This window comes from Halopiger thermotolerans (assembly GCF_054654555.1).
In genome coordinates, this window is sequence record NZ_BAAIEU010000004.1 from 2,224,020 (window position 1) to 2,248,052 (window position 24,033).

Genomic DNA, 24,033 nt, shown 5'->3' on the forward strand with positions numbered 1-24,033 from the left:
TTTACGCTCCAATTACGGAGTCGTACACCATGACGACGTGTGGACGTCCGCAAGCCGGTGCCGGAGGTGAGCGCGATGGTCGATGAGCCAGCCGTCCCCGACGACGGCGAGGACGAGGCCACCGAACCCGAAACGGACGGCGGCGTACGAGCCTACACCGTCCGCCTCGAGCTCGTCGACGAGCCGGGCGAGCTGCTGCGGGCCCTCTCCCCGATCGCCGAGAACGGCGGCAACCTCCTGAGCATTCACCACGAGCGCGGCAACATCACGCCGCGCGGGCACATCCCCGTCGAGGTCGACCTCGAGTGCCCGCCCGACCGATTCGAGGACATCGTCGAGGCGCTGCGCGACGCCGGCGTGAACGTCATTCAGGCCGGCGCCGACCGCTACGAGGAGGAGATCAGCGTCGTGCTGGTCGGCCACCTCGTCGATACCGACCTCTCGCACACCCTCGACCGCATTCAGGAGGAGGCCAGCGCCGCCGTGCTCGACCTCTCGCTCTCGACGCCCGAAGGCACCGAGAACGTCTCGAGCGCGCGCCTGCGGCTCGCCATCGACTCCGGCGAGGCCGAGGAGACCCTCGAAACGATCCGCTCGATCGGCGCGGACAAGGAACTGACCGTCGTCGAACCGCTGCTCGGAGGTGACGCTCAATGAAACTCGCAATTCTCGGCGCCGGCGACGTGGGCCGCTCGGTCGCGGACCTCGCCGGCGAGTACGGCCACGAGGTCGTCGCGCTCGCGGACTCGACGTCCGCCGCCGTCGACCCGGACGGTATCGACGTCGAATCGGTCCTCGAGCGCAAGGTCGGCGGCGAGTCCGTCGGCACCGCCGACCCCGAGGACGTCTTCGAGACCGACTACGACGTCCTCGTCGAGGCGACGCCGACGACGCTGGGCGACGCCGAGCCCGGCTTCTCGCACGTCCAGCGCGCCCTCGAGGCGGACCGACACGTCGTCCTCGCGAACAAGGGTCCGGTCGCCGAGCGCTACGAGGAACTGCGGGCCCTCGAGGCCGACAGCGCGGGGTCGATCCGCTTCGAGGCGACCGTCGGCGGTGCGATTCCGGTGCTGTCGACGATCGAGGACAGTACGCCCCAGGCCGTGACGGCGGTTCGAGGCGTCCTCAACGGCACCGCGAACTTCATTCTCACGCGCATGGCCGCGGAGGGACTCGACTACGAGCACGTCCTCGCGGAAGCCCAGGACTTGGGCGTCGCCGAGGCCGACCCGACCTTCGACGTCGACGGCACCGACGCCGCCCTGAAGTTCGTCATCCTCGCGAACGTGCTCGCCGACGGCGGCTTCGCGCTCGAGGACGCCGACGTCACCGGCATCCAGAACATCCCAGGCAGCGCGCTCGACCTCGCGGCTGAGGACGGCCGGACCATCCGGCTCATCGGCGAAGCGACCCGCGAGGGCGTCCGCGTGGCCCCGCGGCTGGTGCCCGAGAACGGGCCCCTCGCAGTCACGGGCACGCGAAACATCGTCCAGATCGAAACCAAGAACGCCGGCTCCCTGCACTCGAGCGGCCGCGGCGCGGGCGGCCCCGAGACGGCGACGGCGGTGCTCTCGGACGTCGGCCGGCTCCCCGAACTGTAACGTTCGTCGGTCTCGCCTTCTTCTCCACTTAGTCCGACTGCGTCGGACCCTGACCCCGACGCCATTCGTTCGATCGCCCCCTCTCGCCCTGCTCGAGATCCGCCAACGTCTTGCCGACTCGAGTCTTAGTAGGGGTGCAGTGATCCCGCCAACGACCGCTCCGATCGTGCTGCGATCGCGTGTGGATGTGACACAAACCGCAAGCAGGCGCCGGGATCACCTGAATACGCTTTCGAAATGGTTTTAACCGCAACGAGCGAAAGAGACCGATATAAGCGCCTCTGCGCGTGAGCTACAACAATGAGCGAAGACAAACCGCACCAGAACCTGGCCATCATCGGCCACGTGGACCACGGGAAGAGTACGCTCGTGGGACGACTCCTCTACGAGACGGGGAGCGTACCCGAGCACGTCATCGAACAGCACCGCGAAGAAGCCGAAGAGAAGGGTAAGGGCGGCTTCGAGTTCGCCTATGTGATGGACAACCTCGCCGAGGAGCGAGAGCGTGGCGTCACCATCGACATCGCCCACCAGGAATTCGACACCGACGAATACTACTTCACCATCGTCGACTGTCCTGGTCACCGCGACTTCGTCAAGAACATGATCACGGGCGCGTCCCAGGCGGACAACGCCGTCCTCGTCGTCGCCGCTGACGACGGCGTCGCGCCCCAGACCCAGGAGCACGTCTTCCTGGCTCGTACCCTCGGTATCGACGAGCTCATCATCGGCATCAACAAGATGGACGTCGTCGACTACGAGGAGTCGACGTACAACGAGGTCGTCGAGGAGGTCAACCAGCTCCTCCAGCAGGTCCAGTTCAACACGGACGACGCCTCGTTCATCCCGATCTCGGCCTTCGAGGGCGACAACATCGCCGAGGAGTCCGACAACACGCCGTGGTACGACGGCGAAATCCTGCTCGAGGCCCTGAACGACCTGCCCGAGCCGGAGCCGCCGACGGACGCGCCGCTGCGACTCCCGATCCAGGACGTCTACACGATCTCCGGTATCGGTACCGTCCCCGTCGGACGTATCGAGACCGGCGTCATGAACACCGGCGACGACGTCGTCTTCCAGCCGTCCGACGTCGGCGGCGAGGTCAAGACGATCGAGATGCACCACGAGGAAGTGCCGAAGGCGGAACCCGGAGACAACGTCGGGTTCAACGTCCGCGGCATCGGCAAGGACGATATCCGCCGCGGTGACGTCTGCGGTCCCGCAGACGACCCGCCGTCCGTCGCCGAGACCTTCCAGGCACAGATCGTCGTCATGCAGCACCCGTCCGTGATCACGGCGGGTTACACGCCGGTCTTCCACGCTCACACGGCTCAGGTCGCCTGTACCATCGAGTCCATCGACAAGAAGATGGACCCCTCGAGCGGCGAGGTCGCCGAGGAAGACCCCGACTTCATCCAGTCGGGCGACGCCGCGGTCGTCACCATCCGACCGCAGAAGCCGCTCAGCATCGAGCCGTCCAGCGAGATCCCCGAGCTCGGGAGCTTCGCCATCCGCGACATGGGTCAGACCATCGCGGCCGGCAAGGTCCTCGAGGTCAACGAGAAGTAATAAATGCAGCAGGCACGCGTTCGACTCGCGGGCACGAGTCCCGACGACCTGGACGACATCTGCGACGACGTCCGCGAGATCGCGAACAACACCGGCGTCAACCTGAGCGGTCCGATCCCGCTGCCGACGAAGACCCTCGAGGTGCCGACCCGGAAGTCGCCTGACGGCGAGGGCACCGCCACGTGGGAGCACTGGGAGATGCGCGTCCACAAGCGCCTGATCGATCTGGACGCCGACGAACGCGCACTCCGACAGCTCATGCGCATTCAGGTGCCGAACGACGTCTCGATCGAGATCGTCCTCGAGGACTAACGGACTCGAGGCGCATCGAGACCGAGAGCCGATCGCGGTTCGCTTTCGGCTCCGGGATCAGTACGTTCCACTTTCATCGCGTTATTTTGCGCCCGCTCGAGCGGCGCGTCCGTCGGACAGAACAGTGACAGTCATCCCGACAGCGAGACGGCCGGGAGCCCTGCGAGTCGCGGAAGTCGTCCCTCGAGTCGACGAGAGACGCACCGTCGAGGGGACTTTTGGTCCGTCCCGTCCCAGTAGTCGGTATGGCGAATCGACCGCGTTCGCGATCCCGTCAGGGTTCCCGATCGGGGCCAGCTCCCGACGGGACTGACCGGACCCGCGGGGCCGACGGGACCTCGAACTCGGGCAGTCCCGTCGTCGACCTGCTTGGGATTTTCGTGCTCGTCTTCGCGCTGCAAAGCCTGACGGCGCTGATCGGCGTCGGCGTGATGGCCAGCCTGTTCGTCCTCGCGCCCCCGCTGACGACGAACCCGTGGACGATCGTCACGAGCGTCTACGCCCACGGCAACGTCGGTCACCTGGTCTCGAACAGCGTCGCGCTGGTCGTCTTCGGCTGGCCGGTCGCGCGGGCGACGACGCGGCTCCGCTTTCACGCCTTCTTCGCCGCGACGGGCGCGATCGCCGGCGTCTCGCAGATCGTCCTCAGCGGCGCGTTCGCCGGACTGCCGTTCGTCGGGAACTGGTTCGCGGTTCGACCCGTGCTCGGGGCCAGCGGTGCCGTCTTCGCGCTGCTGGGCTACCTGATCGCCTCGAACCGGCTCGCGACCGGCCTGGCCTCGTTCGTCGACGTCCCCGACTGGGTCTCGGCGCTGGTCTTTCTGGGGCTCGCGATCGCGGTCACGCTGGCGACCGCCGCGCCGGGCGTCGCCCTGCTGGCGCACTTCACCGGCTTCCTGGTCGGCCTGCTCGCCGGTCGGCTCCGCGTGTTGCAGGTCGGGGCTCGAGGCGTGAGCCGGGCGGCGTGAGCCGGGCGCTCGCGCGGCTGCGGCGTCGGGACGGCCCGTCGGCTGCCGAGGGCGGAAGGTTTTTGCACGCGTTCTGTCTCGGTAGCCAACAGGTTAGATTCGATGAACGATCTTCGGCTTCGCTGCTCGCTGCTCGTTCGGATGGGGATTGCGTGTGGCGTGCTCGCGACGCTGTCGATCGCCGTCGCGCTGATCGGCGGGCTCTGTGGCGGGCTGGTAGGACTCGCCGCCTGGGACTGGCTCGCCACCGGGCTCGAGTTCCTCGCGGGGCTGCCCACGATTAGCGACGTGACGGCCGTCTCGGCACCGGCCGCGGCGCTTCTGACCGCGCTCGCGCTGGTCGTCGTCCTCAACTGGTGGCCGCTGCTCACCCGCTATACGCCCGTCGAGCACCTGTTCCAGCCGACCGTCCCGTCGCTGGTCGCGACGGGAGCGGTGCTTGGCTGTCTGTACCTCGCGATCGTCGAGGGCAGCGCCGCGGCGACGTCCGCGGTCGCCGCCGTCCTCTCGCCGATCGAGCGGGTTCTGCTCGGCCTCGGGACGAGCGGCCTGCTCGTCGTCGCGCTGTTGGTCGCCGGCGCGCGTCGAGAGGTTCGCGATCTCCGGTCGCAGCTGGTCGCCGACAGCGTCCCCGCCGCAGAGGCCGACCCGGACCTCGAGGCCGCGGTTCGGCGACTCGCCCAGCTCGCGAGCGTGCCCGCGCCCGAGGTGTACGTCACCGACGCCGACCGGCCGGAGTCGTTCTCCCTCGGGAGCGGCGAATCGGCCGTCGTCGTGGTCTCGACGGGGCTGTGCGAACGCCTCGCGGACGACGAACTCGAGGCCGTGCTGGCCCACGAGGTCAGCCACCTGGCGAACCTCGACGGGCGGCTCGTGGCCGCCGCGATCGTGCCGGTGCTCATCGCCGACGACTGGATCGAGCGCGACTCGAGCGATCCGGCTGATCTGTTCTGGAACGCCCTCTTCCGCGGGTTGAAACGGTACGGCCAGTTCGGCGTCGCCGTCCTCTCGCGGGGCCGGGAGTGGCACGCCGACGCCGGCGCGGCCGCGCTCGCGTCGCCCGCCGCGCTGGCCAGCGCGCTCGAGACGCTGGCCGACGCCAGACGGAAGCCGACGACGGACCTGCGGGAGTGGGAGCGATCGGTGGTCGCGCTGGATATCCTTCCGCCGGCGCTCGAGGAGGAGGGGTCGGGGCCGTTTCGGACGCATCCGTCGACGGAGGCACGGATTCGTCGGCTACAGCGGTTGGCGGCGTCGTGATCCGGTGATCGTCGGCACGCCCGCACGAGGAAGCAAGCCTGTGCATGGCATTCACGATACTGTGACGAAACACAAGGTACAAATACAAACCCGAGTTAGAAAGGGGCGAGGGCTCGTAGATCAGTGGCAGATCGCTTCCTTCGCAAGGAAGAGGCCCCGGGTTCAAATCCCGGCGAGTCCACTCGCGCTACGCGCGTTCGGTAATCCTCCTACGATGGGGCTTTTACTTAAATCCACTTGACGGTTAGAACCGTGTATTCGGTCCGTCGTTCGGCACCTCTTGCCGGTTGAGTGTTCGTGATTTCTCGGAGTCCTCCGGTCGCTATCCCACGGTTAGCGATAATTACAGATTGAGGGCTACAACCGGCGCGGGAAGAGCACAGCTTGGCGCTGGCTGTAGCGGGTGGTCGGCCAGTGGCAACACTATTATCACACGCTTATTTCACTGATTTCACCGTGCAATAGGGCCGGATCGTGCCCCGATCGGCGCGCGCGGTAGGGTGGCCGGGGACAAGCCCCGGCCACGCCTGACGGGGAACCACGACGGGGGCCGTCGGGTTCCCCGTTAGGGGTGTTGCTAAGGCCACTCCATCAAAATACACCGCACTGCTTTGTTCAGTTCAATAGGAAACGGGAACAGAGAGGGACTGCATTCAGGTCATATCCCCTATTGCGGGATGCTGTATCCGTTCTTCCCTATCCCGCAAATACGAGTCCAGCTCCCTTCTGGCCTTGTCCAACACTTCTTCAAGCAATGAAGATCTGCGAATTACGTCTCCAAATTCCGAGTAAGCGCTGCCGCGCGACATTCTCACTACATCAGGCTCTGTGCCTCTATACCGGAACGATTCAAACGGGTTATCACCCACTTCCGGCACCTCCTCATCCGTATGCTCATAGATATCTACGCGCATCTCCTCTTCATTACCTGACTCAACCCAGTATTTCTTGACAGTCCAGCCGCCTCCCCTAATCTCCCCTTTTACACCGGATATATCAAGCACGACAATCAGATGGTTAGAAGGTGGATAGTCTAATTCTGCAAAGCTCACGCCGTAGTTCTCAGATATTAGCTGCTTGAACTCCTTCGGGAAATTATTATAGTAATTTTTTATGTTCTCTAATAGCACCTCATCAGAGTACAAATCCCACACAGAGTCCACCTCATCCACATCCTCACGCATTAGATCTTCTCCTCTAAATTGGGGACTTAATTCTTGTTTGGGAGACTCAACCAGTACATCAAGCAGTCTTTCAAGCAATTCTTGGTCAAAGTCAGGGCCATGTATACGGATTCGGGGAGGGTCGCTGGATGTTTCCTTTGTTTGTTCCCTCGCCACTGTATGCCTCTTATCATTCATTTTATCTATATCTGAATCAAGATAACCCTCGATATGAACACCAACGCTGTCGACACCATGTTCCTCAAGAATAGGTCCAATGTCTTCAGCTAGCCAAAATTGAAGATAGCGATAGTAACCTTCTCTGACCTCATCGACATGATATGTCTCCTGTTTTTCTAAACCCAATAGCTCAGCGTACTTATCAACAAATGAATATACATACTCCTCGGCGAGGAAAGTGTTTTTTGAGAAGTCCAAGTTTCGGTCTCTGATTTGATTTTTAACTTCGCTACGAAGAACGTTGTAAGCGAACCTCTCTGGGTTTCTTTCAAGAGGGTTATCTTGAGGGATTCCTCGGCGTCGAGAACTACCTAAGTTCTGGATCTCGTCCCAAGACGAATCTATTTCTCGAATTTGTGCATCGTTTTCGGTTCTATAAATAGGATAGAGTGTGTAGTGTAGAGAATTCTCCGTGTATTGTATACTCCCAAATCCGAATTTCCAGACGTTGGGATATTGCTCCTCTTTTAGCGAGTGAAATCGGTTCTCTAGTAAATCATGGTAACTATCTAGAAAAGTATGGATAGAAGCGAAGTGCTCTTTTTCGCGCCCTATCGCTGGGTTTGAGCGCCTCCTTAACTTCTCGTACTTTTCATAATCTCTTATTTTCTTTTGAGTTTCTTCAATTATATTCCTCCATTCAGATATGTAATCTGACTCCCCTTTCTGGATGCGGTTTTCGCTAGGGACCCTCACAACTTTTGACTCTTGAGAGTCTAGTCCCTCGTCTTCAAACCATTCTTGGGTGATGTGTTTCCAATAACCAATATTCTGCTCAATATCTACCAGTAGAAGAAGAAATGGGTCCGCCAAGGCTCGAAAATATGCTAAATGCCGAGTGTCAACCTGTTTACGGGGTGGATCATCCTTCCCTTTTGGTAACTTTTTCACTTGAACAACCAACCGTCCGGTGGGACTCCCATCAGAGTCAAGAATCTCTAGATAGCCATCATGATTTGGAACTTTATCCCGGGAATCAAGATGTGACTTCACCTCGCTATTAAAGGCCTGCTCAAGAATCTCAATTGTCGCCTGCTCTTCCGCATCGGAGTCCGGATAGGCAGCTGGCCTGGTTTTTTCATCCTCTTGGTCAGCCATTGGTGGTTGACTATCCACAATGGATGTAAATCTATGGTCACTATCCGACGACTCTCTTACCTTCTCATAATACTAGATACCATGTTAAGAATCTCTTTGAGATGACTCCCCCTGAGGTTGCACGTCGACAGAACCCATCTCCCGAATGTGCACACGAGTCGAGTAGCGCCGTATGCATATTGCTCGGCGATCGCCCTGACGCTCCGTCAACCGCTCTGGTAGAGTGACAGAAATACCCTGACTTTGGGCTGTATGGGCCGGTCCAGTGAATCGAAATAACTAGGATTTTCGGGGTCGTGTACGAGGATGCGAATTCGAACCGACGGCGACTACACCTACCGCGAGGATGCAATCGAGCGAGCAGCCGATTTCTACGATTGTAACAAGACGAAGGTCGTCGTTTCGGCCTGTGAAGACGTCCCTCGTCACAGCTGTACGTCAGGTCCTCGAGGGACGAACTCCCGCACGAGCAGCGCTGGCCGATGGCCGAAACGCTGTCAGCATGGAACGAATGCGAGGTCGACACCACGAACCTGCGCGGCGGAAATCTTTCCGTGTAGAGAATCTGTGTGGCCATGGCGTGAGTGTGAATGCCTCCCGATAACAGTCCGTCGGACGGGTCAGGAGAACAATCGCTGCACGAAATTCCGTTGTCGCTGGACGCTATTCTCGACATTCTGGCGAATCAGCGTCGTCGCTACCTCCTCGAATATCTATGGGACCAACCTGAGAACGTCGGATCGTTCGAAGAAGCGACCGAATACACGATACTGGAAATCGGGCGGAAACAGGGTAGGCAACCGAACCACGACGACGTTCAGGTGGATCTCCAGCACCACCACCTTCCGAAGATGGCCGACGCTGGCGTCATCGACTACGACATTCGAAGTCAAACGATCCGGTATCACGAAAACGAACGCCTCGAAACGGCGTACGAACGAGTGAGCGATCTTACCGTGGACTGAATCTCGAGACGGTACGTCTGCGGCTCGGACGTCGCCAGCCGTCGCGTCGCCGTCGCTTCTCGTGATACGCGCGAGAGACGTCGCCGTACCCGGCTGCCCGTTCGAATGCTCGAGCGCAAGACGCTCGATCCCGACCGGATTCCGTTCTCGAACTGACCGACGTGCTCCCCGGTCCGCTCGAGAGCGACCGAGGCTCTCGATGGGCGTCCACCGCTCCGATGAAGTGCGGAAGCACCGCCTCCTGTGGCAGTACAGCCGGTTCAGCGGTTGGAAGGGAGGAGTCGAGTCCACGGCAACCGACGGCCGAAACGAGCCAAAAGAATACGAGCCGGCTTACAGCGAGAGCGACCACTCGTGGCCGCAGTTCGGACACTCGAAGTCGACGATCGTCTCCCCGCCGGAGACGTACTTGTCGAGTTGTTCCCCCAACCCGCCATCGCATTCGGGACAGCGAGCGAACATCCGGCGCGCGAATCTAGCGCTTCGAGACCGTTCAGTTCACGTCCCAATATCTTTGGCTCGCGCGACCGGGCCGCGGCGGTTCGCTACACGAGCGCGCCGGCCGGATGAGCCGTCGGACGGCCAGAAAATGGCGGGCCGCTGCGTGCAGCGCCGCAGGTGCGGCCCGATCACCGCAGCGGGCGAAACTCGGAACAGCCGCAGGAACAGGATTCGACGCCGATCGGGCGGAGCGTCCCGTCGGCGAGTACCTTCGCTGCGTACGCTGCCCCGCACTGTTCGCAAATGGCCACGAGGCGATTGCGGTCGACCAGGGAGATCACCCCCGGAGGGACCAGGCGACCCAGCAGTATCAACCCCTTTCGTCCCTCGCTTGGCAATCACCGCCGAGAGAAGGTTCCGGCGATCGACGGCGGGGCCGATCCCGTCCCCGTCGTGCCCGCCACGGCCGCCGCGACTCCGCACGGCTCCAGCAACGGGGTTTTGTGTCGGCCCTCCCAAGCGGCTCGTATGAGCCAACAGACCGCCGACGCCGTGCTCGTGTACGCCGATTACGTCTGTCCGTTCTGCTTCCTGGGGTACGAATCGCTCGACCTATACCGGGACCAGCGCGACGAGCCGCTGGCGACCGACTGGCACCCCTTCGATCTGCGCGCCCAGCAGCGCGGGCCGGACGGCGAGATCGACCACGACGTCGACAACGGCAAGGACGACGAGTACTACGAGCAAGCGAAGCAAAACGTCGAGCGACTGGCCGATCGGTACGACGTCGAACTAGCCCAGTCCCTCGCGAAGGAGGTAGACTCCTACGACGCCCAGCGCGTCGCCTGGCGCGCGGCCGACGCACACCCCGACGCGTTCGAGGACTTCCACCGCGGCGTCTTCGACGCGCTCTGGCGCGAGGGCCGCGACATCGGCGAGCGCGACGTCCTCGAGGATCTCGCCGCCGACGCGGGCCTGCCGGACGGCTTCGTCGCGGAGACGCTGTCCGACGAGGAGAGCGCCGACGAACTCGAGGCGGCGTTTACGGACGCACAGCAGACCGGAATCACGGGCGTTCCGACGTTCATTTCGGGCGAGCACGCGGCCCGCGGCGCGGTCCCGCCGGAGCAGTTGGAGCGGCTGATCGAAGGCGCGTAAGGCGCCGGTGCCGCGTCGGCCGGAGACACACCGCGGACGAACCCGCGTTCGATCAACCGGAGCTTCGCGGACGTCACCGCACGCGGCGATCGAATCGCCTCGAGAAGACGTCGGTCCGGGAGTCCGAACTACGCCGAGCCGTCGCGCGCGCCGGCGCGGTCGGCGAGCCAGTCGTCGATCCGCGCGACGACGGCCTCGGCGACCGCGTCGGCGATCCGATCGGGCGACTCCGAGAGGTCCCAGACGTAGTCGCCGGTTCGGGTGACGGTCACCCACTCGACGTACGCTTGCCGATCCAGTTCGAGCAATAGCTCCTCGAGCGTCGACGGCTCGAGGGAGACGCCGAGCGTCTCCTCGACGGTCCGCGCGAGTTGCGCGGTCGTCGCGAGGATCCGATCGTCGTCGGCGGAGACCTGTGTGTCAGTTGTCGGGGTCGGCGGCGATGGAGGTTGGTCGGCCATTCTCGACCACCGGTTGTGAGTCGAGTAGTATTAATTCCGGTGGAAGTCACGGCACGTGTAGGATCAGGATCACGTGACGGATCGCCGACCTGACTCTCACCGCGCGGGGACCGGGAGTACACCCAAGAGTGTCGCACGCTAACGCTTACACATGCCCGACGAGAGCCACACCGACCGCGATCCCGGCCGCGGCCACGAATCCGACGCCGATCCCGGCGCCGACGACTGGGCGCTCGAGGAGGATCCGACGGACGCGCTCGATCTCGCATGTCCCGAGCGCGTTCGCGTCGGCGTCACCCGCGGCGAGCACGACCTCGAGATCGGCCCGCCGCGGGATTATCCGGACCGAGCGGACGTGTCGGTCCGCCCGGAGAGCGAGCGCGAGGGCGAGGGCGAGAACGAGGACGACCACCGCGTGATTCTAAGCCTTGACGCGATGGCCGGCGACCACGGGACGGGCCACGCGGACGTCGAACTCACGCCGGCAGAGGCCCGCACGCTGCGGGACCGACTGGACGAGACCGTCCGGTGGATGGACGGGTCGGATGCGGACGGCGGCGAGGAGTAGAACCGCGAAACTGACCGAACGCGTTACTCGTCGACGGGGCTCGGCGACCGGACGCGCGAGAGGTACGACGCCAGGTCCGTCGTCGAGACCATGCCGATGACGCCCTCGTCCTCGTCGACGACGGGCAGGTGCTTGAACCCGTGCTCGATCATCGTATCCGCGACGTCGCGGATGCCGTCCTGCGCCGAGGCCGTCACGACGTCCTCGGTCATGTACCGTTCGACGGTCGTCTCCGCCTTCGGATGGCTCTGCGCGACGATGTCGACGAAGTCCGTCGTCGTCAGAATCCCCTCGAGTTCGTTGTTCTCCCCGACGACGATGACGGAGCCGATACCGTTCTCGAGCATGAGCTGTCCCGCGTCCTCGACGAGCGTGTCCGGGCTGACCGTGTGCAGCGACGTGGACATGACTCGCGCGACGAAAATGTCCTCCATACTCGTCGCTATAGGTCGGTCGAGTAATAAGTATTGTCAACAGGTATCGCAGCGCACGGCGGTCGGTCCCCGGCGGCCCGCCGTCGTCCCGTGAAAACGGCGGTCGGTGTTGCGCCGCACCTTTAAGTGCGTTGTCGAGCATACACGGGGACAGTTACCGATGTCCCGGTCCCGAGCCGCCACCGACGCCGCCCTCGAGGGGCGCTGCAAACTGCTGGCCGCGCCGGCGCCGAGCGACGCCCTCCTCGAGTTCGTCGCCGACGAGTACGCCGCGCTGGCCGCCGAACACGGCCCGCGGAACGTGCTCGTGCTCAAGCGACACCCGGCGGGACTGGACCCGCTCGCCGACGCGCTCGCCGCCGCCGAGGTGGCCGACGGAACGCCCCAGTCCCCGCGAGTCGAGTCGGTGCCGGAACACGCCTCGAAGGTCATCGAGGAGTACGACCCGACGCTGGACCGACTCGAGTACGAGGAGCGTATCGAACTCATCTCGCTGGTGATCGACGGCGCGAGCCGCGAGGTCCCGCCCTACCTCGAGCGGGCCGCCGACCACGAGAGCTTCACCCGCGACGTCGGGCAACTGCTGCTCGAGGCGACCCGCCAGCGGCTTCGGCTCGCGGATCTGGACGAGCAGGCGGTCCACGACTGTCTGGCCTTTCTGTACGCGATGAACGACCGCTTCCACGAGGAACTCGAGGCCCGCGGGTTCGTCGAGCGGGCGGACGTGATCCCCCGGGCGGTCGAGTTGCTCGAGGCGAACGCGGACGGCCTGCGCGACCGCGTGACGGCCTCGTTCGACGCCGTCCTCGCGGTCGAGTTCGATGAGTACCGCCGGCTCGATCGCCGGTACCTCGCCGCGCTCACGGGCAGCGACGTCGATCTGGTCTGTCTCGGGGAGCGCCACGCCAGCGTCGAGCGCACGCGCGTCGAACCGGAGCGAATCGACGACGCGGTCGGGGACGGCCTCGAGGTGGAGACGGTCCCGGTCGCGGCGGCGTCGCCGTCGGACTCGACCACCGCCGCGATCGGCGGCGACGGGCGCGACCGCGACTCGCCACCCCACGCGGCGATCGCGAGGTTTCTCGCGACCGGCGAACGGCCCGCCTCCGCAACCGACGGCCGGACGACTCGAGACGAGAGGACGCGAGACGACGAAACGGGAACCGGCGCGGACCGAGAGCCGGTCGGCCGCGCGCGACACATCCGAACCCGAACCGCCCGCGAGCAGGTCGGCGCCGTCGCCACCGAGATCCAGTCGTTAGCGGACCGCCGGAACCGGAGCTACGACGAGTTCGCCGTCGCGGTGCCGAGCGTCGAGCGCGTCCCCGAGACCCGGCGTCGACTCCGCGAGGCCGGGATTCCGACGGCGACGATCGGCACGCCGTCGCTGGCGGAGGACCCCGCGGTGAACGAACTCTACGCGTTCGTCACCGTCCAGTGCGAGCGCGACCGAGAACGCGCTCGCGTCGACGCCGGTCCGGCCGCCGACGGCAGCGGCGACGACGACCGCGAACTCGAGCGCCTGCGAGCCCGCGTCGACGACTTCTCGCCCGCCCTGCTCGCGGACTGTACCGGCCCGAGCATCACGGACTCGCTCCGGCGGTGGATCCTCCGGACGGATCTGAAGGGACGGATCGCCAAGGGCGAGGACTGGGTCGACGCCCGCGAGCAGTACGAAAGCGTCCGCCGGGTGCTCGAGATCGCCCGGTTCGTCGAGGAGACGGACCTCGTCGGGCCCGACTGGGAGGGGCTGCGCCGGATGCTCCGGCGGACGATCCGGTACGACGCGCCCTACGTCCACGCGGTCGAGACCCGACCCCCGACCGGCGGCGTGACGGTCTGCGCCGTCGACGACCTCAAGTACGACTCCCGCGAGGTCGTCTTCCTGCTGGATCTGATCGACGACACCTATCCGGGCGAGCAGTTCCTGACCCAACTGTTCCCGTCGGCGTGGCTTCGCGAGATGCCCCACTACCCCGCCGTCACCGACCCGTCCCCCGCGGACGTCACGGCGACGTTCGCAACGGCCGACGGCGACACGGCGGGCGACCCCTTCGAGACCTATCACGCCCAGCGGGCTCGGCGCCGGCTCGCGCTCGGCGCCCGCGCCGCGACGGAGCGTCTCTACTGCTGTTCGTACGAGCGCGGCTCGGGTGGCCTGCGCCGCACCTACGACCGCTCGCGCTACCTGAAGCTGATCGAGTCGACCCCCGGGCTCACCCTCGAGGACGTCGACGCCGCCGGCGGCGCCGCGATCCACGGCGAGACAAAGGCCTTAGAGGCGCTGCTCGACCAGCCACGGGCCGAACTCGAGCGGGTGCTCCGCGAGGCGAGTACCGGCGGCGAGGCCGATCTGTCCGACACCGAGGAGCTGTTCGAGGAGATCGCCGTCGTGCTCGAGGACGGCGAGATCGACGACGAACTCGCCGAGGCGGTCCGCTCGCAGTTCGAGTTCGCGGCGGGCGAGGTGGTCCGAAATGACTGACGGCGCCGCGACCGGCGGGGGAACGGGCGAGATCCGGGCCGCGCTCTCCGCCGACGGCATCCGAACGTACCTCCGCTGTCCGCGCCGGTACGAGTTCGCGCACGTCCACGAGTTCGACGGCGACGCGGGCGACGCGGACGACGCGGCCGTCGCGACCGACGAGCGCGTCGCGATCCTGCGCCGGGCGATCTGTACCGCGCTCGAGCGCGTCGCGGTCGGCGAACCCGACGATGACGACGCCACCGACCTCGAGGACGCCGCCCTCGAGCGGCTAGCGACGTTGTGGGACGAGCACGACGAGCGGTTTCACTCCCGCGAGCAGCGCCGCCACGAACGGCGCGTCCTCGAGGCCACGGCGAAAGCGTACGTCGAGGACGTCGGCGCGGACCACGCGGCGGGCGTCGACCAACTGCTCGAGAGCGGCGACGGGTCCGCGAGCGCCGACGGCTTGATCGGCCCCGATATCCGACTCTCGAGCGTCGTAACGCCAGAGATAGGCGACGCCACCGGATCGGATCCGGCAGCCGAGCCCGTGACCGTCGACGCAACCATCGACTACGTCTACGGCGACGGTTCGTCGGTCGTCGGGGTTCGCTTCGTTCCCTCCGTCGCCCCGCTCGGCGTCCTCCGATACCGCTCCGACTGGGAGCGCGTCGCGGAACTGTTCGTCGACCACTTCGATCCCGAGGCAGCGGCGTTCGAGCCCGGTCCCGTGGGCGCGCTGTTCGAAACCGCCGTCGTGCTCGACGGGTTACGGAACCTGTGCGATCGACTCGGACTCGAGGACCGTACCTGCCGCTACGTCCAGATTCCGCTGGCCGACCGCTCGGGCACCTCGGTCAACTGGGTACGGGGCACGGTCGAGACGAGCCTCGAGCCGGTCGACCTCACCGACGTCTACATTGATCACCTCACCTACGGCCGGACTCACGAACACCGGAACGAGACGGTCGACGACCGGCTCGCGTCGGTCGTCGGCCGGATCGTCGCAGGCGGGTTCGATCCGTCCGATCGGTGGGAGCAGGTCGCCGAGCACGCTTGCCCCGAGTGCGCGTACACCGTCTGCTGCGGCGAGTACATCGCCGAGGAGGTGCGATTCGATGGCTGAACCGACCGACGGGCGCGATCCCGCAGCGGGCGCGGACGAGACCCTCGAGCCGAAGGGCAACCAGCGGGCGGTCATCGACAGCGACGCCGCCTGCGTCTCCGTCGACGCGGGCGCCGGTACCGGAAAGACGACGACGATGCTTATGCGGATCGAGCACGCCATCGAGACGGGGGCGGTCGACCCCGACGACGTGCTGGTGCTGACCTTCGCGAACGAGGCCGCCGGCAGCATCCGCGACGCCGTCGCCGAGCGGCTCGATCCCGACACCGCGGCGGCGATCGACGTCTACACCTACCACTCGTTCTGTTACCGGCTCGTCCGCGAGTACGCCTACTACCTCGGCTACTCGCCGGAGTTCGAGGTCGTCACCGAGCGCAAGCGCCGCCGCATCGTCGGCCGACTGCTCGCGACCACCGACTACGGGTTCGCGGCCTCGCCCGAGCGCAACGGGCCCCGATCGGACCTCACCGACGCCGTCGACGATTTCATCCGGACGATGAGCCAGGAGGACGTCACCCCCGAGCAACTCCGAGAGGGGCTGCCGGACGTGCGGACCATCGAACTCTGCAACGAGTTCGTCCTCTGGCTCGAGCGCCGCGCCGGGCAGGACCTCTCGTTCGATTCGGAGGCCCTACGGTACTTCAACCGCGACGAGCACCTCGAGACGGCCCGCGAGTCGCTGGTCGGCTACGGGAAGCTCGTCGAGTACTGCCGCGAGAAGATCGCCGAGTCGCCCGAACCGTTCCGCGAGGACGACGTCGTGCAGGACGTCGACCGCTACCTGCAAGTGCTGCAGACCTGCGTGACCGAGACCATCGAGGCGCTCTCGCTCGATGAGCCGACCACGAAACAGCTCCCGCGCGCGCTGTTCGGCAACGAGATCTGGCGACGGAAGACCGAGCGCATAGAGCAGAGCCCGTTCGGCCGACTGAAACACTACGTCGAGTTCCTCCGGCTGGCACGCCACTACGCCGACGTCTACGCGGACTACCACGAGGCCCTCGCCGAGGAGCGCGCGCTCGATTTCGACGAACTGGTGCGGACCGCCACGGAGCTGCTCGACGACGAATCGATCGCCGACGAGATCACTGGCCAGTGGGACCAGGTCTACTGCGACGAGTTCCAGGACACCGACGAGACGCAGTTCGCCCTCATCACCGAACTGACCGACGGCCCCGACCGGCCGGACCTGCTCGCGATCGGCGACAAGGACCAGGCGATCTACGGCTGGCGGGGCACCGACCGCGAAGGGTTAGACCGGCTGGCCGACGAGTACGACGACCACGAGGCGATCGAACTCGAGCTCAACTTCCGCTCGCGCCAGGAGATCCTCGATCTCACGAACCACTGCGAGTACGGCCCCCAGTCCTCGAAGACGCTTCGGGAGGTCGGCCGAGGTCGCGACGGGGTGGACGCCGATCCCGCCGAGGACCCCGTCGACCGCGTCGTCAAAGTCGAGAGCGCCGACATCCCCGAACCGACCGCCGATCAGGTCGCGACGACCGTCTCGAGGCTGCTCAACGGCGAGGCCGAAACCGTTCCCCAGCGGAGCCTCGAGGACATCGCGGTCATCGTGCGGACGAACCGCCACGCGCAGGCGGTCGCGGACGAACTCCGGGAACGGCGGATACCCTACGAGATTTCGGGCTCGCCGCGGGGCGAAATCTCGCCGGGGATCCGAACGGTGCTGTCGTACCTCCGCGCGCTCGTCGATCCGGACGCCGACGCCCACCTCCGGCGGGTGCTGCTCTACCGCTATCGGCTCTCGGAGGCCGACCTGACGACTCTGCAGGGACGCGAGGGGGCGCTCTACGACGCCGTCTTCGACGTCGAACCCGACGCGCTCGAAAACCCAGACCGCCTCGAGCGGGCGCGCGACCACCTCGAGGAACTCGCGACGCTGCGGGACGTCTACCCGCTCTCGGGCTTTATCCGGCGGTTCCGCGAGTTGACGCGGATCGAGTGGTTCCTCACGGGCGAGGAGCGGGCGGAACTCGACCGCCTCGATCGGTTCGTCGAGAGCTACGATCCCGAGACCGTCGTCGGGACGCTGACGTCCGAATTCGTCGACGCCCTAGAGCGGACGCTCCGGGGCAGCGGCAGCGAGCGGACGCGGGGCACCCAGTCCTCGGACTCGATCGACGTGATGACCGTCCACCAGGCGAAGGGGCTGGAGTTCGACACCGTCCTCGTCCCTTACCTCTCCGACGAGGAGTGGTGCGTCGAGTCCGACTACGCCCAGCGCGCCCGGGAACGGCTGCTCGCGGCGACCATCGACGACGGGATCGACTCGCCGCTACTCGCGGATCTGGCCGCCGAGACCGTCGCCGAGGAGTGGCGCGTCCTCCACGTCGCGCTGACCCGGGCCGAGAACCACCTGTTCGTCTTCGGTTCCGAGTACGACTACGACGGCGACGAGGAGGAACTCGGGGTTTCGACGGCCGACGCCTGTCTCGCCGGCGACATCGAGTGGTCGACCGCCGGTCAGCAGATGAACCTCTGGTCGTCGCTGACCGAGAGCTTCGAGCGGGTGCGGGCGCAGTATCCCGATACCGTCGCCGATCGGACCGACGAGATCGCCTACTCCGCCGACGTCACGCCGGGCTCGATCACCTACTACAGCGATTACGGCGACCGGGACGTCGAACCGCTCGAGACGCGCGAGGCGATCGAGACCGTCCACCGGCTCGGCCGGCTGTTGCGCGATGGCACGCTACTGCCGGCGGCCGACGCCGCCAGCCACGGCGACGAGGACGTCCGCGAGTCAGTCCAGATGCCCAGCGGTCGCCGACCCGCGGCGCTGACGACCGACACCGTCCGGTTCCCGGTCGAGACGCTCTCGGACGCGACCGAGCTTCCGGTCGCGATGCGCCACAGCTACAGCGCGATGGAGACCCACGACACCTGCCCGCGAAAGCACTACCTCGAGCACGTCGTGACGGCGATCGACGATCCGCTACCCCTCGGCGCGGTCGATTCGCAGGACTGGAACAGGGGCGGCGGCTCGAGGATCGTCGGCACCGTCTTCCACGACGTCGCCGAGGAGGCCTTCTACCGGGAGTACGAGACGCGCGCCGAGTGGCGCGAGGCCGCCGTTCGGCACCTGACCGCGCGGGACCTGCTCGAGCACCGCGAGCCGGTGCTGGCCTGCATCGATCGCTACTTCGAGGCGACCGCACCCGGGTTCGAGCGGTCGGTCGCGGAGTGGGAGCCGCTCGCGGCCGAGGTGCCGTTCTCGCTGTCCGAGGTCGACGGCGTGGCCGGCGACGTGATCGGGTACGTGGATTCGATTCGACGGCTACCTGGAGAAGGTGCCACCGCCGATACAGGACTGACAGGGGCGCAGGAGCGAGCCGGCGAGCTCGCCGTCCTCGATTACAAGACGACCGCCGAACGGATCGCGACCGACGATGCGGTCCAACTGTCGCTGTACGCGCGGGCCTGCGAGCGGCGCTTCGACGAGCCGATCGGCGCCGTCGGCTACGTCTACGTCGGCGCTCTCGAGGGGGAAAGCGAGGACGAACCCCGCGTCGAACTGTTCGACCCCGACGACCTCCCGCCGTGGTCGAGCGTCCGCGAGACCCTCGAGTCCGTCGACGATCCTGCCTACCTCGAGACGACGCCGGGCGATCACTGCCGGCATTGTCCCCACCGGTCGCTCGGTTGTGCGCCGGACGAGTATCTCGAGGACGGGACGGTCGGTCTCGAGTCCCGATCGCTGACGGACGATTGATCGGCCGCGTTCGTCGACCCTCGGGGAGCGAATACGGACGTTTATTCCGCCACAGTCGAACCGCTACGTGTATGATCGAGGCGACGCTGTGTTTTCCGATGCGCTCGCGGTCTGACGGGAGCGACGACGCCACAGTCGAAGACACCGCGACCGAAGACGCCCCCGACGAGGTCCTCCTCATCGAGAAGCGCCGCGGCCTCGGCGAGGGCTGGTACAACGGCCCCGGCGGCAAACTCGAGGGCACGGAGACGCCCCGGGAGTGTGCCGTCCGCGAGACCCGCGAGGAGGTCGGCCTCGAGATCGATCCCGCCGACCTCGAGAAGACGGGGGAACTCACCTTCCTGCTGGACGGCGACGAGCACACGTTCTGTCACGTCTTCCGGACGACGGCGTTCGATGGCGAGCCGACGGCCTCCGCGGAGGCGCGCCCGGAGTGGGTCCCGGTCGAGGACGTCCCCTACGATCAGATGTGGGAGGACGACCATCTCTGGCTGCCGACGGTGCTCGAGGACGAGACCGTCCGCGGCGAGTTCCGCTTCGAGGCCGAGGGCGACGAGTCCCTGGACGAAGCCGCGTTCGTCGACTACGACCTCGAGACGGGCGTCTCGCTCGAGGGGGACGGCTGATCGAGCGGCGTCGCGGTACGTTACGCGTCCCAGCCCTGGTGTTCGGGGTGGATCGCAGTCTGATCGTGGTTCTGGCCGCGCTCCCAGACGTCACCGGTGGCGCCGGACGGACCGCGCCGTGTCTTCCACTCGAATTCGCCTGGGTCGTCGATCGTGACCTGCCAGACGTTCCCTGCCGCCCAGGTGCCTTCGACGCCGCCGCCCCAGTTCGTAAGTTCGTCGGTGCTGCCGGTGAAGTAGACGGATTCGCCGGGCTCGACCTCAACGGTCACCCGTAGCGTGAGTTTACCGTCGTGCGGCGCGGTTTCGCCCCGGCCCTCGGGCGCGTACATCACCCATCCGTTGGACGGAACGGATAGTTCGACCCAGCCGTCGTCGTTGGTAGTGATCGATCCTCGGTGCCCGGTGTAATCGACGAGCGGTTCGTTCACCCAGGACGTTTCGACCCACTCGGTTCGTTGCTCGGGGCCGTTGTTGATCCCCGCCAACAGGTTCGACTCCCGCTCGAAGACGTAGAGGTCGGCGCCGACGTACCGATCGACGGCGGGCCCGGACGCGAGGTTTCGTTTGATCCAGATCATGTCCTCGAGGTACGGGTCGTCGACGGCGGCGCTGCTCTCCGCGGTGAGAAAGAGCATCGGCGTCCCCGGAAACGAGAGGATGTAGGCGTGTGCGAGTTCGACCTCGGTGCCTTCCTCCTCGTAGTTCGCCGGATCGTCGCCGTCGTCGATGCCGACGTTCGGGCCTGGTGCGTCGTGGTTCTGGACGAACGTCACGGCGGCGCTTGGATCCTCGTGGACGATTCCCCGCGCCGCGTCCTGTGCAAGCGCGGTCATGTCGCCGCCCTCGAAGGCGTCGGTGATGGCGTAGTACAGCGGGTAGTCGAAGACGGTCATGCCAGTGTTGGCGAACTCCATGACCGCGTCCTTGTCCCCGTCCAAGACCTCACCGACACGCCAGAGGCCGAGCTCGTCGGCGAGCGGGTTGATCTCTGACTCGAAGTACCACGGCCAGATGTGACCGGCGGCGTCGAGCCGCAGCCCGTCGGCGCCGAGGTTGGCGATCCGCTCGACGTAGTCGGCCTGCTCGCGCTGCACGTGGGGGTGTTCGTGATCGAACGAGGGCAACCCCAGTAGATCGCACTCGTAGAGCGCGCGCTCCTCGTCGTTTCCCTCCCCTTGCCAGTAACAATCCTCGCCGAGCGTTCCGTAATCGTGGAAGTGTTCGTCCCGATCGAACTGGGGAAGTTCGACTGCGCCGTCGGGGCCGGTCGCCGACGCCATGTGGTTGAGCACGGTGTCGACGACGAGGTCGATGTCGTGGTCGTGAGCGGTCTCGATCATCGACTCGAGCGCCGCCTCGGTCCCATAGGGCGAGTTGAAGTCTCGATAGTCGACCGGCTGGTAGCCGATCGGCGGGTGAGGCTCGAGGTAACCGTAGTCCGGATGCGGATTGCCGTAGTAGCCGTCCTGGTCCGCGGTGGTCTGGTCCTCCCAGTCGAGCATGGGCGTCGCCGGCTGGGGGACCCAAATGCCGTCGATACCGACGTCGGCGAGGCGTTGCAGGTCGTCTTCGACGTCCTGCCACTCCGTGTGGAAGTACTGGTAGAGAACCGGTTCACCGTCGGCGTCCGGGGTCGGACCATCCGGCATCGCTCGCGTTCGCTCGGTGCCGATGGAAACGCCGGCGACCGACAGCGCGCCGAGCGTCGCACCGGCTCGCAGCAGCGTTCGTCGGTCGACGGCAGGTGCGTCTCGATCACGAGAGTCGTTGTCTTCCATGCGGAACTGTCCACAACGCATGATGTGATAAAACATAATACTTTTAACTTAATTTAGTATATCTATATTTTATCTACATACAGTTACAATATTTTGCCTCAGGTCGTCCGGAACCATCCTGGTTTCGACGTCGGCCCTTCGTATCGTTTAAGCCCGCGGTGGCAGTGAGACGATGTATGAGCGACGAGAGTCAGGAACTCGGGATCACCGAGTCGAAATCGCACAAGCCCGGCGAGTGGTACGCCGAAGTCGTCCAGAAGGCCGGCCTCGCAGACTACGCGCCGATGGGCGGCTTTATCGTCACCAAGCCTCGCGGCTACGCGCTCTGGGAGTCGATCCAGGACGCGCTCGACGGCTGGTTCAAGGAGACGGGGGTCGACAACGTCTACTTCCCGATGTTCATCCCCGAGTCCTTCCTCGAGCGCGAGAAGGACATCGTCGAAGGGTTCGACCCCGAGGTCGCGTGGGTCACGCAGGGCGGCCACGAGGAACTCGAGGAGCGGCTCGCGGTCCGGCCGACCAGCGAATCGATCATCACGCCCTTTATGGCCGACTGGGTCCGCAGCCACCGTGACCTGCCCCTACGGCTGAACCAGTGGTGTTCCGTGGTCCGCTGGGAGGCCACCGAGACCAAGCCCTTCTTCCGGACGAAGGAGTTCATGTGGCAGGAGGGCCACACCGCCCACGCCTCGAGCGAAGACGCCTGGAAGGAGGTCTGGACCCGCCTGGGCCAGTACGAACGCGTCTACGAGGACGTCCTTGCGATTCCGGTGCTGCGCGGGAAGAAGCCCGAACACGACAAGTTCCCCGGCGCGGACACCACGACCACGGTCGAGGCGCTGATGCCCGACGGGAAGTCCGTCCAGGGCGGCACCAGCCACCACCTCGGGCAGAGCTTCGCCGAGGCGTTCGACATCACCTTCGTCGACGAAGACGAAGAAGAACGGACGGCTTACACCACGTCGTGGGGCCTCTCTTGGCGTGCGCTCGGCGCGCTCATCATGACCCACTCGGACGACCAGGGGCTCGTGCTGCCCCCGACCATCGCGCCCACGCAGGTCGTCGTCGTCCCGATCTGGCAGGAAGACACCAAGGAGGACGTCCTCGAGTACTCCGAGGAAATCGCGGACGAGCTCGAGGACGCCGGCTTCCGCGTCGAACTCGACGACCGCGACGAACGGAATCCCGGCTTCAAGTTCAACGAGCACGAGTTAAACGGCGTGCCCCTCCGACTGGAGATCGGCCCCAACGAGGTCGAGGACGAGGAGGTCACGCTCGTCCACCGCCCCGACAACGAGCAGTCCGTCGGCGACCGCGACGAGATCGTCGACACCGTCGACGCCCACCTCGAGGAGATCTACGACAAACTCTACGAGGCGGCCGAAGAGAATCTCGAGGAGAACATCCGCGAGGCCCACAGCCCCGAGGAGATCATGGGCACGATCGGCAAACACGGCGGCTACGTGAAGACGCCGTGGTGCGGCGACGAGGCCTGCGAGGAGGCGATCAAGGAGAAGGTCGCCGCCGAGATCGTCATGCAACCGCTCGAGGACGAAGGCGGCGAAACAGCGGGCGAAGTGCCCGAACCCGAGGAGGACGAGTGCGGCGTCTGCGGCGAGCCGGCCGACGAGATCGCGTACTTCGCGAAGTCGTACTAGCGCGTCACCGTCGCACGAGCCGCCGAGCGGTCAGGCGCCGGCCGCCGGCCGCGGCGCCCGACGGTCCGATCCGAATATCTGAGCCTAATTCTTTAACCCCAGAAAGCTTACCAGAGGAGACGAATGTATTAGCGTAGTGTTCACTCTGGTGGGTGAACACTACGTGCCTCTGACATAACCCTTTCTACGGCCGGTATTGACTACCGTCCGCATTCGTCGCCGGTCAGTAACTGTTTGTTTCACTCTTCCGGTGGTTCTCCACAACTATCCACTGAGAGCAGAATATCCCGAAGTCTTCCAAACATCATTATATATCCGTACGGATATGGTGTATATACCTTAAACACCACCATATGTGTTTATAATACACTTAGTCATTATGGAGTAGCCTCTTATAGCTGAGT

General features: G+C 65.2%; 18 protein-coding genes, 1 tRNA gene and 1 pseudogene. 16 read left to right on the plus strand and 4 right to left on the minus strand.

All coding sequences use genetic code 11. The annotated features are described in order from the left end of the window. Nucleotides 1-75 precede the first annotated feature (75 nt). The 7 genes from ACYQ26_RS18845 (at nucleotide 76) to ACYQ26_RS18875 (ending at nucleotide 5,891) form a co-directional block, all read left to right on the plus strand. Complete coding sequence (locus ACYQ26_RS18845) at nucleotides 76-657, plus strand: amino acid-binding protein (protein ID WP_459810423.1); 582 nt, start codon at nucleotides 76-78, stop codon at nucleotides 655-657. Next, on the plus strand, nucleotides 654-1,601 hold the full coding sequence (locus ACYQ26_RS18850) for a homoserine dehydrogenase (RefSeq protein ID WP_459810424.1): 948 nt from the start codon (nucleotides 654-656) through the stop codon (nucleotides 1,599-1,601). The genes ACYQ26_RS18845 and ACYQ26_RS18850 overlap by 4 nt, the downstream gene beginning before the upstream one ends. Before the next feature lie 300 nt (nucleotides 1,602-1,901). Further along, nucleotides 1,902-3,170 (plus strand): translation elongation factor EF-1 subunit alpha, encoded by a 1,269-nt coding sequence (gene tuf, locus ACYQ26_RS18855; protein WP_459810425.1) that lies wholly within the window; start codon nucleotides 1,902-1,904, stop codon nucleotides 3,168-3,170. Between the two features lie 3 nt (nucleotides 3,171-3,173). Further along, nucleotides 3,174-3,482, plus strand: a complete 309-nt coding sequence (gene rpsJ, locus ACYQ26_RS18860; RefSeq protein ID WP_004215311.1) for a 30S ribosomal protein S10 — start codon at nucleotides 3,174-3,176, stop codon at nucleotides 3,480-3,482. A gap of 245 nt (nucleotides 3,483-3,727) precedes the next feature. After that, nucleotides 3,728-4,450: a rhomboid family intramembrane serine protease gene (locus tag ACYQ26_RS18865; RefSeq protein WP_459810426.1), complete on the plus strand. Its 723-nt coding sequence runs from the start codon at nucleotides 3,728-3,730 to the stop codon at nucleotides 4,448-4,450. 102 nt (nucleotides 4,451-4,552) lie between these two features. Continuing rightward, nucleotides 4,553-5,710: a M48 family metallopeptidase gene (locus tag ACYQ26_RS18870; RefSeq protein WP_459810427.1), complete on the plus strand. Its 1,158-nt coding sequence runs from the start codon at nucleotides 4,553-4,555 to the stop codon at nucleotides 5,708-5,710. A 109-nt stretch (nucleotides 5,711-5,819) separates the two neighbouring features. After that, nucleotides 5,820-5,891 (plus strand) — tRNA-Ala (locus ACYQ26_RS18875). A 472-nt stretch (nucleotides 5,892-6,363) separates the two neighbouring features. Here ACYQ26_RS18875 and ACYQ26_RS18880 read toward each other — a convergent pair. Further along, entirely contained in the window at nucleotides 6,364-8,211 is a 1,848-nt protein-coding gene (locus ACYQ26_RS18880; RefSeq protein WP_459810428.1) for a DUF4365 domain-containing protein, read from the minus strand. Nucleotides 8,212-8,517: 306 nt separating this feature from the next. On the opposite strand from ACYQ26_RS18880, the pseudogene ACYQ26_RS18885 reads away from it, so the two are divergent. The 3 genes and pseudogenes from ACYQ26_RS18885 to ACYQ26_RS18895 all read left to right on the plus strand — a co-directional run bounded on the left by ACYQ26_RS18885 (nucleotide 8,518) and on the right by ACYQ26_RS18895 (nucleotide 10,775). After that, nucleotides 8,518-8,771 (plus strand): annotated as a pseudogene (locus tag ACYQ26_RS18885) (DUF7692 domain-containing protein). A 30-nt stretch (nucleotides 8,772-8,801) separates the two neighbouring features. Beyond that, entirely contained in the window at nucleotides 8,802-9,176 is a 375-nt protein-coding gene (locus tag ACYQ26_RS18890; RefSeq protein ID WP_459810429.1) for a DUF7344 domain-containing protein, read from the plus strand. Nucleotides 9,177-10,145: 969 nt separating this feature from the next. Then, complete coding sequence (locus ACYQ26_RS18895) at nucleotides 10,146-10,775, plus strand: DsbA family oxidoreductase (protein WP_459810430.1); 630 nt, start codon at nucleotides 10,146-10,148, stop codon at nucleotides 10,773-10,775. 128 nt (nucleotides 10,776-10,903) lie between these two features. Here ACYQ26_RS18895 and ACYQ26_RS18900 read toward each other — a convergent pair whose 3' ends face one another. Beyond that, nucleotides 10,904-11,236: a hypothetical protein gene (locus tag ACYQ26_RS18900; protein WP_459810431.1), complete on the minus strand. Its 333-nt coding sequence runs from the start codon at nucleotides 11,234-11,236 to the stop codon at nucleotides 10,904-10,906. 151 nt (nucleotides 11,237-11,387) lie between these two features. On the opposite strand from ACYQ26_RS18900, the gene ACYQ26_RS18905 reads away from it, so the two are divergent. Further along, nucleotides 11,388-11,804 carry a hypothetical protein gene (locus tag ACYQ26_RS18905; RefSeq protein ID WP_459810432.1) on the plus strand — a complete coding sequence of 139 codons (417 nt, stop codon included), beginning with the start codon at nucleotides 11,388-11,390 and terminating at the stop codon, nucleotides 11,802-11,804. A gap of 23 nt (nucleotides 11,805-11,827) precedes the next feature. On the opposite strand, the gene ACYQ26_RS18910 is transcribed toward ACYQ26_RS18905, so the two are convergent. After that, nucleotides 11,828-12,238 (minus strand): CBS domain-containing protein, encoded by a 411-nt coding sequence (locus tag ACYQ26_RS18910; protein WP_459810433.1) that lies wholly within the window; start codon nucleotides 12,236-12,238, stop codon nucleotides 11,828-11,830. A 160-nt stretch (nucleotides 12,239-12,398) separates the two neighbouring features. Here ACYQ26_RS18910 and ACYQ26_RS18915 point away from each other — a divergent pair, with 160 nt between their 5' ends. From ACYQ26_RS18915 to ACYQ26_RS18930, 4 genes are all read left to right on the plus strand, one after another. Beyond that, a complete protein-coding gene (locus ACYQ26_RS18915; protein WP_459810434.1) occupies nucleotides 12,399-14,723 on the plus strand; it encodes a PD-(D/E)XK nuclease family protein in 2,325 nt (774 codons plus the stop codon). Further along, nucleotides 14,716-15,831: a hypothetical protein gene (locus ACYQ26_RS18920; RefSeq protein WP_459810435.1), complete on the plus strand. Its 1,116-nt coding sequence runs from the start codon at nucleotides 14,716-14,718 to the stop codon at nucleotides 15,829-15,831. The genes ACYQ26_RS18915 and ACYQ26_RS18920 overlap by 8 nt, the downstream gene beginning before the upstream one ends. Next, complete coding sequence (locus ACYQ26_RS18925; RefSeq protein ID WP_459810436.1) at nucleotides 15,824-19,564, plus strand: UvrD-helicase domain-containing protein; 3,741 nt, start codon at nucleotides 15,824-15,826, stop codon at nucleotides 19,562-19,564. The genes ACYQ26_RS18920 and ACYQ26_RS18925 overlap by 8 nt, the downstream gene beginning before the upstream one ends. Nucleotides 19,565-19,635: 71 nt before the next feature. Then, a complete protein-coding gene (locus ACYQ26_RS18930) occupies nucleotides 19,636-20,190 on the plus strand; it encodes an 8-oxo-dGTP diphosphatase (RefSeq protein ID WP_459810437.1) in 555 nt (184 codons plus the stop codon). A gap of 20 nt (nucleotides 20,191-20,210) precedes the next feature. On the opposite strand, the gene ACYQ26_RS18935 is transcribed toward ACYQ26_RS18930, so the two are convergent. Further along, a complete protein-coding gene (locus ACYQ26_RS18935; RefSeq protein WP_459810438.1) occupies nucleotides 20,211-21,971 on the minus strand; it encodes an alpha-amylase domain-containing protein in 1,761 nt (586 codons plus the stop codon). Between the two features lie 176 nt (nucleotides 21,972-22,147). Here ACYQ26_RS18935 and proS point away from each other — a divergent pair, with 176 nt between their 5' ends. Beyond that, a complete protein-coding gene (proS, locus tag ACYQ26_RS18940; protein ID WP_459810439.1) occupies nucleotides 22,148-23,629 on the plus strand; it encodes a proline--tRNA ligase in 1,482 nt (493 codons plus the stop codon). Nucleotides 23,630-24,033: the final 404 nt, after the last annotated feature.

Coding starts and splice junctions, on each gene's coding strand:
- ACYQ26_RS18935 (WP_459810438.1), bottom strand. CDS start 21,971: ATGGAAGACAACGACTCTCGTGATCGAGACGCACCTGCCGTCGACCGA.
- ACYQ26_RS18920 (WP_459810435.1), top strand. CDS start 14,716: ATGACTGACGGCGCCGCGACCGGCGGGGGAACGGGCGAGATCCGGGCC.
- ACYQ26_RS18880 (WP_459810428.1), bottom strand. CDS start 8,211: ATGGCTGACCAAGAGGATGAAAAAACCAGGCCAGCTGCCTATCCGGAC.
- ACYQ26_RS18865 (WP_459810426.1), top strand. CDS start 3,728: ATGGCGAATCGACCGCGTTCGCGATCCCGTCAGGGTTCCCGATCGGGG.
- ACYQ26_RS18910 (WP_459810433.1), bottom strand. CDS start 12,238: ATGGAGGACATTTTCGTCGCGCGAGTCATGTCCACGTCGCTGCACACG.
- ACYQ26_RS18870 (WP_459810427.1), top strand. CDS start 4,553: ATGAACGATCTTCGGCTTCGCTGCTCGCTGCTCGTTCGGATGGGGATT.
- ACYQ26_RS18895 (WP_459810430.1), top strand. CDS start 10,146: ATGAGCCAACAGACCGCCGACGCCGTGCTCGTGTACGCCGATTACGTC.
- ACYQ26_RS18845 (WP_459810423.1), top strand. CDS start 76: ATGGTCGATGAGCCAGCCGTCCCCGACGACGGCGAGGACGAGGCCACC.
- ACYQ26_RS18900 (WP_459810431.1), bottom strand. CDS start 11,236: ATGGCCGACCAACCTCCATCGCCGCCGACCCCGACAACTGACACACAG.
- rpsJ (WP_004215311.1), top strand. CDS start 3,174: ATGCAGCAGGCACGCGTTCGACTCGCGGGCACGAGTCCCGACGACCTG.
- ACYQ26_RS18915 (WP_459810434.1), top strand. CDS start 12,399: ATGTCCCGGTCCCGAGCCGCCACCGACGCCGCCCTCGAGGGGCGCTGC.
- proS (WP_459810439.1), top strand. CDS start 22,148: ATGAGCGACGAGAGTCAGGAACTCGGGATCACCGAGTCGAAATCGCAC.
- ACYQ26_RS18850 (WP_459810424.1), top strand. CDS start 654: ATGAAACTCGCAATTCTCGGCGCCGGCGACGTGGGCCGCTCGGTCGCG.
- ACYQ26_RS18890 (WP_459810429.1), top strand. CDS start 8,802: ATGCCTCCCGATAACAGTCCGTCGGACGGGTCAGGAGAACAATCGCTG.
- ACYQ26_RS18905 (WP_459810432.1), top strand. CDS start 11,388: ATGCCCGACGAGAGCCACACCGACCGCGATCCCGGCCGCGGCCACGAA.
- ACYQ26_RS18925 (WP_459810436.1), top strand. CDS start 15,824: ATGGCTGAACCGACCGACGGGCGCGATCCCGCAGCGGGCGCGGACGAG.
- tuf (WP_459810425.1), top strand. CDS start 1,902: ATGAGCGAAGACAAACCGCACCAGAACCTGGCCATCATCGGCCACGTG.
- ACYQ26_RS18930 (WP_459810437.1), top strand. CDS start 19,636: ATGATCGAGGCGACGCTGTGTTTTCCGATGCGCTCGCGGTCTGACGGG.